This window comes from Desemzia sp. FAM 23990, assembly GCF_045528485.1.
GTDB lineage: Bacteria > Bacillota > Bacilli > Lactobacillales > Carnobacteriaceae > Desemzia.
In genome coordinates this window covers 1-11572 of record NZ_JBGQQW010000037.1, presented here as the reverse complement: position 1 = coordinate 11572, position 11572 = coordinate 1, and the positions used below count along the sequence as shown (strand labels likewise).

At 37.9% G+C, this 11572-nt stretch carries 7 protein-coding genes; all 7 read left to right on the top strand.

Going from position 1 to position 11572, the window contains the following annotated elements; genetic code table 11:
- Positions 1 to 142: 142 nt before the first annotated feature.
- The 7 genes from ACEN4I_RS12625 to ACEN4I_RS12595 all read left to right on the top strand — a co-directional run bounded on the left by ACEN4I_RS12625 (position 143) and on the right by ACEN4I_RS12595 (position 10728).
- A complete protein-coding gene (locus ACEN4I_RS12625) occupies positions 143 to 1837 on the top strand; it encodes an alpha-glucosidase (RefSeq protein WP_407103213.1) in 1695 nt (564 codons plus the stop codon).
- Between the two features lie 23 nt (positions 1838 to 1860).
- Positions 1861 to 3684, top strand: a complete 1824-nt coding sequence (locus tag ACEN4I_RS12620; RefSeq protein ID WP_407096951.1) for a glycoside hydrolase family 13 protein — start codon at positions 1861 to 1863, stop codon at positions 3682 to 3684.
- Positions 3685 to 3943: 259 nt separating this feature from the next.
- Positions 3944 to 5239 carry an extracellular solute-binding protein gene (locus tag ACEN4I_RS12615; RefSeq protein ID WP_407103214.1) on the top strand — a complete coding sequence of 432 codons (1296 nt, stop codon included), beginning with the start codon at positions 3944 to 3946 and terminating at the stop codon, positions 5237 to 5239.
- 152 nt (positions 5240 to 5391) lie between these two features.
- Positions 5392 to 6666, top strand: a complete 1275-nt coding sequence (locus tag ACEN4I_RS12610) for a carbohydrate ABC transporter permease (RefSeq protein ID WP_407103217.1) — start codon at positions 5392 to 5394, stop codon at positions 6664 to 6666.
- A 3-nt stretch (positions 6667 to 6669) separates the two neighbouring features.
- Positions 6670 to 7527 (top strand): sugar ABC transporter permease, encoded by an 858-nt coding sequence (locus ACEN4I_RS12605; RefSeq protein WP_407096953.1) that lies wholly within the window; start codon positions 6670 to 6672, stop codon positions 7525 to 7527.
- Between the two features lie 35 nt (positions 7528 to 7562).
- Positions 7563 to 8414 carry a DUF1189 family protein gene (locus ACEN4I_RS12600; RefSeq protein ID WP_407103215.1) on the top strand — a complete coding sequence of 284 codons (852 nt, stop codon included), beginning with the start codon at positions 7563 to 7565 and terminating at the stop codon, positions 8412 to 8414.
- Positions 8415 to 8445: 31 nt separating this feature from the next.
- Positions 8446 to 10728: a glycoside hydrolase family 65 protein gene (locus tag ACEN4I_RS12595; protein WP_407103216.1), complete on the top strand. Its 2283-nt coding sequence runs from the start codon at positions 8446 to 8448 to the stop codon at positions 10726 to 10728.
- The last annotated feature ends 844 nt before the right edge of the window (positions 10729 to 11572 follow it).

Sequence of the window (11572 nt, the reverse complement as noted above, 5' to 3'; positions counted from 1 at the left end):
GCATCCATTATAAAAAGAATAAGACGAGAAAAAAATTTGTTATCGGTAACAGTTTTTTAAGCCTTGTAAGTGCTTTCTAATTTCGTTAATCTTAAGGAGAAGAAATGCGATGGTTTTTTGTACAGAAAGGGAGCAAGATTAGATGGAAGAAAAGTGGTGGCAACAAGCAATCGTGTACCAAATTTATCCAGGCAGTTTTCAAGATACAGGTAAGAATGGATTAGGCGATTTACGAGGAATCATCAATCGATTAAAATACATTCAATCATTAGGCGTGACTGTTATCTGGCTGAATCCTATATTTGAATCGCCATATGTAGACAATGGTTATGATGTATCAGACTATTATGCAATAGATCCTGTTTTTGGTACGATGGAAGAGGTAGATGAACTACTGACAGAAGCACACAAACTTGGATTGAAAGTTATTTTTGATTTGGTTCTCAATCACACCTCTGACCAGCACCCTTGGTTTCAAGAAGCGTTAAAAGGGCGAGATAACCCATACCGTGATTTTTACATTTGGAGCGATCCAAGACCAGGTGGTCAATTGCCGAATAACTGGGCTTCTTTTTTTGGAGGGTCTGTTTGGGAAAAAGAACCTATAGGAGATCAATTTTATTTTCACTTGTTTGCTAAGGAAATGCCGGATTTAAATTGGAACAATGAAGCTGTTCAGCGGGAAATTGTCAAAATAGCTGAATACTGGCTGGATAAAGGAGTAGATGGCTTTCGACTGGATGCCTTTATTCATTTAGACAAAGCAGAAGGATTTCCTGATGTTGAAGCTGAAGAAGGGGAAATTGTCTTAGCTGAAGAATATTATTCTAATTTAGAAAATGTAACAGACTATATCGCAGATGTAGCCCGTGTTTTGCGTAAGAAAAAGCCCGATATTTTTATATTGGGAGAAGCTGCTTCAGCAGATGTTGAAATGGCAAGAAGATATTCGGATCCAAAAAATGAGGCTTGTGATACGGTTGTTTCATTTCGGTTCTTTCCTATGGATGAATCGCATAAAGATCCCCGATTGCCGTTCAATATGCAAAAAGACCAATTAGATATTGCAGCGTTTAAAGAGATCATGACTGATTTTCAAAACGGACTGGAAGATATCGGCGGACCAACGTTGTACTGGAACAATCATGATATGGCTCGTATGGTTTCGCGGTTTGGAGATGTGGAAAACGGGAGAGACAATAGTGTGAAGATGCTGGCAACATTGATGTATCTCCAAAAAGGCATTCCGATTTTGTTAAATGGGGAAGAAATCGGAATGAAGGATTTAGAGCAATCTTCCCTAGATGATTTCAAATTGCCGAATGAACAATTTTTTCGTGAAAAAGCTTTGGAATTAGGGTATTCAGAGGACTTTGTTCTGCATCAGCTGAACGCTAAGAGTATCAATGCCAGCCGCGGGGTAATGCAGTGGGATACTAGTGAATATGCAGGGTTCTCTACCGTTCCACCATGGAGTGGCGTGAATATTGAACCGAGTTATACTGTAGAGATGCAAGAAAAAAATGAGTTTAGTATTTTAAATTATTATCGACAATTATTGAAATACAAAAAGACTCCTTTATTTACCAAAGGACAGTTCCGGTTGCTGGAAACGAATCATCAACTCTATTGTTATGAACGACAATTAGGAGATTTAACTGCTATAGTTTGTTGCAACTTTGATTCTCAAGAAGCAACTTTTATAGACACAAGGTTAACTAAATTTGCTTACAATGTATTGATAGCAAATGAAAACAATCGAGTTGAAACCGACAAAATTATTCTTGCTCCTCATGGAGCCATAGTTATTGTATTTGATAAAGGAACAAATGATTAAAAATTAGAAATGAGGATTTATGAATGGACACATCAGCACTTCTTCATCGACCAGATAGCGAATACGCGTATTTGTATGATGACAACCAATTTAATATTCGCTTGCGTACCAAAGCTGGCGAAGCAGAAAAAATCAGCTTGATCAGCGGAGATAATTACGCTTATAAAAGAGAAGAATGGAAAGAAAACGAACAACCAATGCAATTGATTGCACGGACAAATATTCATGATTTCTGGGGAATTGTAGCTTCTGCCCCTCATAATCGATTGTCTTATGCCTTTCATATCACAGGTAAAGACGGAATTGAAATATTGTATTCCGATAGAGGGGTGTACCCTTATGATGATTGGTACATGGAGAATATCAACAGTTTCTTCAGAATGCCGTATTTTCATGAAATCGACCGTGTTGGCACACCTAGTTGGGCTAAGAAAACGATCTGGTATCAAATTTTTCCAGAGCGTTTTGCAAATGGAGACCCTTCAAACGATCCGGAAAATGTTTTGGAATGGGGCGGGAAGAAGCGCCCTGGACGAGATGATTTTTATGGCGGAGACTTGCAAGGTGTCCTGGACCATCTGGATTATCTAGTTGATTTAGGGATCAATGGCATCTATTTTACTCCAGTCTTCAAAGCTCCATCGAATCATAAATATGATACAGTCGATTATTTTGAGGTGGATCCTCATTTTGGGGATAAGCAGCTATTTAAAACAGTTGTAGAAGAAGCACATAAACGCGGCATACGTGTAATGCTGGATGCGGTATTCAATCATATTGGGATGTCTTCTTATCAATGGCAAGATGTCTTGGACAAACAAGAAGCTTCTGAATACGTGGATTGGTTCCATATCAAAGAGTTTCCAGTGAAGTCTCTGGAAGGATTGACAGCTGATGAATTGGAATTTATGGGACCTTTGAACTACCATACGTTTGCTTTCACAGGTCATATGCCTAAATTAAACACATCGAATCCAGCTGTACAAAAGTATTTATTAAACATTGCTACTTACTGGGTACGCGAGTTTGGTATCGATGCGTGGCGTTTAGACGTAGCCAATGAAGTCGACCATCATTTCTGGAAGAGATTTAACCGAGCGGTACGCAAAGTCAATCCTGATATTTATATCTTGGGAGAGATTTGGCATTCTTCACAAAGTTGGTTGCAAGGAGACGAATTTCACGCCGTAATGAATTATGCATTTACAGAGCAAATTGAAGATTTCTTTACGAACAAATCCAGCTCAGCCGTAAAATTGGTTTCAGGTTTGAATGAGCAATTGATGCTGTACCGAAGACAAACCAATGAAGTGATGTTCAATATGCTGGATTCTCATGATACACCACGGTTATTAACCACAGCCAATGGAAACAAGCAAGTTGCAAAAGCTGAATTAACGTTTATGTTTGCGCAATCGGGATCTCCGTGTATTTATTATGGAACCGAAGTAGGGTTGGAAGGTTACAATGATCCGGATAACCGTAAATGCATGATCTGGGATGAAGAAGAGCGAGACATGGATATGTTTTACTTTATGAAAGACTTGATTGGTTTTAGAAAACAACATCAAAACTTATTGAGTTTTGGCAATACAGACTGGCATGATATCCGAGAAGGAGAGCGCGTTGTCGGATTTAAGAAGAGTTATCAAGGAACAGAATTGTATGGTTATTTTAATCAAGGGGAAGAAACGCTGACGTTGAAATACCATCAAGAGCCTGTACCTGTGTTTAGAAATTTAGCTTCTGTGCGCGCAAACACCATTCGAATTAAAAATAATGGATTTATTTTGTTTACATTAGGCGAAGAAGTAAAATTGGATGAAGAAAATTACCAAGAGTATTAATTGATGAATGAGCTGGAATCCTTAAGAGGTTATCAAGGATTCCAGCTCATTTTTAAGTGATAAACACTTTTTCGGAGTGTACCAATCAACACGAGGAATTGCTTTATATAGTAAAAGCTTGTTTGTATAGAGAATAAACTTCTATCCAATGGCTGCAGGTATTCTGTTACCGGTAACAGAAAGAAAACGTTTGCAATAAAGCGTAACATTCGTAATAATAAGAGTGTACTTAAAAAAAGGTTTAAGGAGGCAATATATTATGAACCAAAAAAGATTCAAAAAATACTTAATGGGTGTTGTTTCTGCCAGTGCATTAATCTTAGCGGCTTGTGGAGGAGGAGAACCTGCTGAAAGCACAAACGATACGGACTCATCTGAGCAAGGTGGAGCTGCAAATTTTGAAGGAACGACTTTAAAAGTTACTATTGATCCAATGTATACAGAATTTGTCAATGGCATCTCATCTGCATTTGAAGAAGAAACAGGTGCTACAATCGAAGTAGAAGAAAAAGATATGTTTGAAACGTTAGAAGCATTACCTCTAGATGGTCCAGCCGGATTATCACCTGATGTTATGCTGGCACCATATGACAGAATCGGCGGACTTGGTCAACAAGGACATTTAGCTGAATATACGTTGCCAGATGATGATCGTTATGATGAAACAGATGAGCAACAAGTGACGATGAACGATACGATCTATGGTGCACCATTTGTTATCGAATCAATGGTATTGTATTACAATACTGATTTATTAGAAACAGCTCCAACAACCTTCGAAGAATTGGAAGCGTTGACAGAAGACGAGCAATTTGCTTATGAAGGTGAAGCAGGCAAGAGTGTAGCTTTCTTGGCGAATTGGGTTGACTTCTACAACTCTTATGGTTTATTGAATGGATTTGGCGGATATGTATTCGGTGCGGACGGTACTGATCCAACAGATATCGGATTAAATACACCTGAAGCTATCGAAGGAATCGAATACGCAACGGACTGGTTCCAAAATACATGGCCACAAGGAATGCTGGATGTAACAACTGCTGGTAACTTTATTGATGAACAATTTACAACAGGTGCTGCAGGTGCAGTCATCAATGGACCTTGGGCAGCGTCTAGTTACAATGAATCAGATGTTAACGTAGGTGTAACAACTGTTCCTACATTGCCAAACGGAGAAGAATATCAACCGTTTGCTGGAGGTAAAGGTTGGGTCGTTAGTGAATACTCTGAAAATGCTGAATTAGGACAAGCATTCTTAGATTTCGTAACGAACGAAGAAAACATGGAAGCTTTGTACTCAGAATACACAAACGAAGTTCCGGCTAACCAAATGGTAAGACAAACGATTATTGATGCTGATGAAGATGAATTAGCAATGGCTGTTGTCAACCAATACAACGTTTCTTCTCCAATGCCAAACATCCCAGAAATGGCTGAAGTTTGGGTCGGTGCTGAAACAATGATGTTTGATGCAGGATCTGGCAATAAAACAGCTGAAGAATCAGCTAATGATTCTGTAGAAGTTATCCAACAAAATATTGAACAAAAATATTAATGGATAGTTTAGCAGCCTAGATAAGAGCTTGTTTTCGGCAGAGATGATTCACTTGATCTCTGCCGATAATTTTTAAAAGGAGATGAATAATTGTGGAGACTAAAGGAAAAAACAAGAAAAAAGTACACTACTCTCCAGAAGATGAAAAACAAATCAAAACAGCAGGTGTTTTCTCAATTATTCCAGGGTTAGGGCAATTCTATAATAAACAGTATTTTAAAGGGGTCCTATTCTTTGGGTTCTTTCTGTTATTTTTAATTGAAATGATTCTATTCGGTTTTGAAGCTTTTCAAAATTTGATTACCTTGGGATCTGTACCACGAGAAGACCATTCGCTATTTTTGATGATTCAAGGGACACTGCAAATTCTACTGACCCTAATCTTTCTGGTTTTCTATACGGCTAATATCAGCGATGCCAGACGTGTCGCTAAATTGAAGATCTTGACTCCGGGAAAAGTGAATTATTCCGTAAAAGCCGTGTTGTTAAACACTTGGAACAATGGATTTGCTTACTTATTGACCATTCCGGCTTATATCTTAATGATTTTTACCATCGTCTTTCCGGTATTAGTAACGATTTTTATAGCTTTTACGAATTACGACTTTTACCATATTCCGCCTGCTACATTGATTGATTGGGTAGGATTTGAGAATTTCACTTCCATCTTTACTTTAAGCACCTATCGGGATTCATTTGGGGCTGTATTTGGATGGACAGTAATATGGACACTCTCCGCCACTACATTGCAAATCATTATTGGTATTTTTGCAGCTATTGTTATGCACCAACCCTTTATTAAATTTAAGCGGATCTTCGGTGTTATTTTGCTATTGCCATGGGCAGTTCCAGCATTTATCACGATTCTATCTTTTTCAAATATGTTCAATGACAGTGCTGGTGCCATTAACACACAAGTGATTCCATTACTGAATCATTTACCATTCATAGATATCTCAGCTATTTCGTGGAAGACAGATCCTTTCTGGACAAAATTAGCTATTATTTCCATTCAAGGATGGCTTGGATTCCCTTATATTTACGTGTTGACTTCCGGTATTTTACAATCTATCCCAGATGACTGGTATGAAGCTTCTATTATAGATGGGGCAAGTGCTATTCAAAAGTTTCGATTTATTACCTTACCGCAGATTTTTGCTGTAGCCGCACCAGTCTTTATTACTCAGTACACTTTTAACTTTAACAACTTCTCCATGATCTACCTATTCAACGAAGGGGGTCCAGGAAGTGTTGGTTCAGGTGCAGGGGCGACAGATATCTTGATTTCGTGGATCTACAAATTAACGACCGGTACTTCTCCGCAATACAATATCGCGTCAGCCATTACCTTAATCATTTCAGCGGTTGTCATCTTTGTGTCCTTATTAGTCTTTAAACGGACTCGGGCATTTGAAATGGAGGATTAAGCTATGCAAAAGACAAAAAAAGTAAGAACTCAAAAAAACAAACGTATATGGGGACAAGTTTTCACTTATCTATTTTTGATCTTTATGTCCGTAATCATTATTTATCCATTATTGATCACAGTGACATCAGCTTTCAAACCAGGCAATTTATTAGCCTTTAGACTAGACCTTAATTTTGAATGGACATTAAGCAACTTCAGTCGTTTGTTCAACGAGACCCAATATGGTCAGTGGTACATGAATACCTTGAAAGTAGCTTTGATGGCCATGCTGGTGCAAGTTGCTGCAGTGACATTGTCCGGATTTGCTTACAGCCGTTACCGCTTTATTGGACGTAAAGTAACGTTGAAATTCTTTTTGATCATCCAAATGGTACCTACAACAGCTGCTTTAACTGCTTTTTATGTTATGGCTCTACTAGTGGGTGGGTTAGACCAACATTGGTTCTTGATTCTTGTGTACATTGGAGGAGGAATTCCGATGAATACATGGTTGATGAAAGGCTACTTCGACACGGTACCGCTTGATTTAGATGAGTCCGCCCGCTTAGACGGGGCAGGCCATTTTCGTATTTTCTGGCAAATCATTATGCCTCTTGTTCGTCCAATGATAGCTGTACAAGCATTATGGGCTTTTATGAATCCATTCGGCGAATACATGCTGGCTAGATTCTTATTGCGTTCGACAGAAAATTATACCGTAGCGATTGGTTTGCAGACGTTTATCAATAATCCGCAAAATCAACAAGTGGCTCTCTTTTCAGCAGGGGCTATCTTAATCGCTGTACCAATTTCCATCTTGTTCTTCTATTTGCAAAAGAGCTTTGTTACTGGCTTGACGGCTGGAGGAACAAAAGGATAAACGAATGAAATTAAAGAAGGAAGTGAGAAGGTAAAGTGAAAACAGATGTATTTCCTTTAAATTATTTTAAAAATATATGGACACCCAAACAGATTATTCAACAAAATAATTCTTTTAACTGGTTTCAATTGATCATTGTTCTATTATTCTTAAATGGATTAATGATTATCCCAGTAAGTTTAAACTATGCAAAAATGGAGACTTTTTCTGTCCAAAACACTTTTCCAGAAACTTTCCAAATGATAGATCAAACAGTAGTGGATAATATGAAGGAAGCTGCTTTTGCTTCAGGCGAAATGAACTTAGATGAATCCTTTCGTATTCAAACCGATAATGGAGTGGTAGCTGCAGGTTTAACGGAACAAGAAGCAGCTCAAACGTTACAAGAAGACGGCAGTGTCTTGCTGTTTTTAAAAAATGAACTGCAGCTGCGTGAAAAGGATCAATCCGTTTCGATAGTGCCTTACACAAAAGAATTTGATTTAACAGCTGCAACAACGATAGCAGAATTTCAAGATGCTGTTTCTCAACAATGGTTTATTAAAAATCAAACGTTTGTCATTGCTGCATTTTCCGCCATTTTATTTGCATTGCTGTTGACTGAATTAAGTTTGCTGGTATTTGGGGCAGCTTTCTTCTTATATATAGCTTCGAAAAATAAGCAAACAAGTGGTCGAAAACCCTATAAGAAATCTGTTGCTACTGTGTTATATGCTGCAGGTGTGCCTTCTATAGCAGCTATGGTCGTTGGATTGATTGAATTTAATGTCATCACGATGATGACAATTCAATCTGTAGGCTTGATCGGATACATCTGGTTCATTTACTATCACAACCGAATAAACGAAATCAAAGCACAAAAAGCTGCTAAAGCGCAAACAACATAAATTCATTATTAATCTAGTGGGAGAGAGATACATGAAAAGACTATTTGATATAGATCCATGGAAAGTAAAAACAACTGTTCTGGACAAACAAAACAAACGGCTGCAAGAAAGTTTGACGTCAATTGGAAATGGCTATATGGGAATGCGAGGCAACTTTGAAGAAGGTTTCTCTGGAGACACTCACATCGGAACTTATTTAGCAGGAGTCTGGTATCCGGATAAGACACGTGTCGGCTGGTGGAAAATCGGGTATCCAGAATATTTCGGGAAAGTGATCAATGCTACTAATTTCACTCCAGTAAATGTGTATATCAATGAACACAAAGTAGACTTGGCAGTTGACACAGTAAAGGATTTTGAACTTTCTCTTGATATGAAGGAGGGAATTTTAAGACGCAGTTATGTATGGAGTAAAGGAGAAACCGAGGTTCGTCTTACCTTTAAACGATTTGTGAGCATCGTTCAAAAAGAGTTGGCGGTTATTGAAGTACAAGCTGAAGTGTTAAAAGGGAGGGCTTCTGTTCGCTATGTTTCATATTTAGATGGAAATGTAGAGAATGAGGACAGCAATTATGAAGAAAAATTTTGGTTGGAACGACAACGAGAAACAGGTAAACAATGTTATTTAACAACCGAAACAATTGAAAATCCATTTGGCACGGAACAATTTACGGTAACAACTATGATGCAAAATCTAGCTTCCGGGTATAGTCATCGTGAATCTCGTGACCAACATATGCTGGTCTCTGAAAATTTGACTTTTGAAGTAGCTCAAGGAGAAACGGCCACACTGACTAAATTAGTCAGTGTGGTGACCAGTCGTGATATAGAAGCAGAACAGCAAGCACATGCAGCAAAAGAGCTCATCCAGAACGCTGTAGAAAAAGGGCTGAAACAAATAGAAGCGGAACATACTGAAGCATGGAGTGAACGATGGAGCAAGTCGGATGTGCGTATTGAAGGTGATAATGAAAGCCAACAAGGTATTCGATTTAATATATTCCAATTGTTCTCCACCTATTATGGAACAGACTCGCGGTTGAATATTGGTCCAAAAGGATTTACAGGAGAAAAATATGGCGGTGCCACTTATTGGGATACAGAGGCTTTCATTCTGCCAATGTACCTATCTACATCAGATAAGGAAGTCTCAGAACAACTGCTTGAGTATCGACACAATCAACTTTCAGGAGCTTACCATAATGCTCGCCAACAAGGATTGAAAGGTGCGCTTTTTCCAATGGTCACATTTAATGGGATTGAGAGCCATAATGAATGGGAGATCACATTTGAAGAAATCCATCGGAACGGCACCATTGCTTACGCCATTTACAATTACACTAATTACACAGGTGATGACGCTTATCTGGTTCAAAAAGGGATCGATATATTAGTCGGCATTTCTCGTTTTTGGGCAGACCGTGTTCATTTTTCAAAACGACGTCAACAGTATATGATTCATGGAGTAACGGGTCCAAACGAATATGAAAATAATGTTAACAATAATTGGTACACGAATAAAATGGCAACATGGGTACTGCGCTATACTCTGGAAAGCTTATCTAAAGTGACGGAGGCTAAGCTAGCCGAATTAAAAGTCACTGAAGCCGAAAAAGCACACTGGGATGATATTATTCAACGCATGTATTATCCTTATGATGAAACATTAGGGGTTTTTGTCCAGCATGACACTTTCTTAGACAAAGATCTGCGAACGGTTGATTCTTTAACTCCTGAAGAAAGACCCATCAATCAAAACTGGTCGTGGGATAAAATATTACGATCCCCGTTCATTAAACAAGCAGATGTTCTGCAAGGGTTGTATTATTTGAATCATGAGTTTTCTATAGAAGAAAAAGAACGCAACTTTGATTTTTATGAGCCCATGACTGTCCATGAATCTTCTCTATCAGCAGCAATTCATGCTGTGTTAGCTGCTGAATTGGGAAAAACGGAAAAAGCAGTTGAACTATACGCTCGGACAGCGCGCTTAGATTTGGATAATTACAATAATGATACAGAAGATGGCTTGCACATTACTTCGATGAGTGGAGGATGGTTAGCTATTGTTCATGGATTTGCTGGAATGAGGACAGCAAATGGAGAATTAATGTTTAAACCTTTCTGTCCTAAAAACTGGGACAAGTATAGCTTTTTAGTCAAATACCGCGGCTGCTTGCTGGATATTCAAGTAGATCAAGAAAGAGTAACCGTGGTTTTGAAAGAAGGAGAATCGTTAGAATTCAGATTATACGGAGAAAAAGTTCTTTTAGATGAAAGTGTAACAGTGCCTTTAAAATTTGATGCTCACTAATCATCAATAGTTTCTACTAAATAAGAGCCGCTCTTCAACTGAGTGGCTCTTATTTGGGTTTTCTCTAGTTAAATCAATCTAGTCATAAGCTGAAAGAACGGAATCAATTGAAAAATACTTGTCCGACGATTACAGATTTATTGTGAAATCACCAGTTCCACAAAACCCGAAGAGATATGAAAGTAGGAAAGGACAACGAGTTTTTGCAAAATATTCGGATGAACAGCAGCTACTTGGAAGTCATAAAAACGAACAAAGGATATGGATTAATAAAAAAGCAACGTTAAATTGTATATATATTCGGTACGTTAAGAATCTATAAAAAGGAAAAAGTTCGCTTTTTGAAAGTTTGTAAAATTTAGGAGAATAAATGGTTGACCAAAGACCCTAAACTTGATATAGTATTAAATGTCGTCAGGTTGGACTTGTAAGAGTTTACTAAACGAGTGGACAACTTTTTTAAAAATGGTTATTGACAGAATAGTTAAAATATTGTAAACTCATAAGAGTCAGTAAGTTCACACGAACTGCTTTTCATCCAATGGATAAATATCCATTGCGAAGAAAAAATATTCAAAAACTAATTGACAAACAAGTGATAACCTGATATGATAATCAAGTCGCTGGACGAGAAGAATTGAAAAAAGTTTTGAAAAAACTTGACTTTGGAATCGTACAGTGATAGTATTAAGAAGTTGTCGCTGAGACAACGCAAATGAAATTAGACCTTTGAAAACTAAACAAAGTAAGACGAACCAAACGTGTAAGGAAGTTTTGGCAAGTGCCAAAACAAACAAATTAGTGAATATTTATTCGCTAGCAATCAATTAATGAGCTACAAGCA

What these genes read in the sequence shown, in the direction of transcription:
- ACEN4I_RS12625 (WP_407103213.1), top strand. Translation starts at nt 143, where the DNA reads ATGGAAGAAAAGTGGTGGCAACAAGCAATCGTGTACCAAATTTATCCA.
- ACEN4I_RS12620 (WP_407096951.1), top strand. Translation starts at nt 1,861, where the DNA reads ATGGACACATCAGCACTTCTTCATCGACCAGATAGCGAATACGCGTAT.
- ACEN4I_RS12615 (WP_407103214.1), top strand. Translation starts at nt 3,944, where the DNA reads ATGAACCAAAAAAGATTCAAAAAATACTTAATGGGTGTTGTTTCTGCC.
- ACEN4I_RS12605 (WP_407096953.1), top strand. Translation starts at nt 6,670, where the DNA reads ATGCAAAAGACAAAAAAAGTAAGAACTCAAAAAAACAAACGTATATGG.
- ACEN4I_RS12595 (WP_407103216.1), top strand. Translation starts at nt 8,446, where the DNA reads ATGAAAAGACTATTTGATATAGATCCATGGAAAGTAAAAACAACTGTT.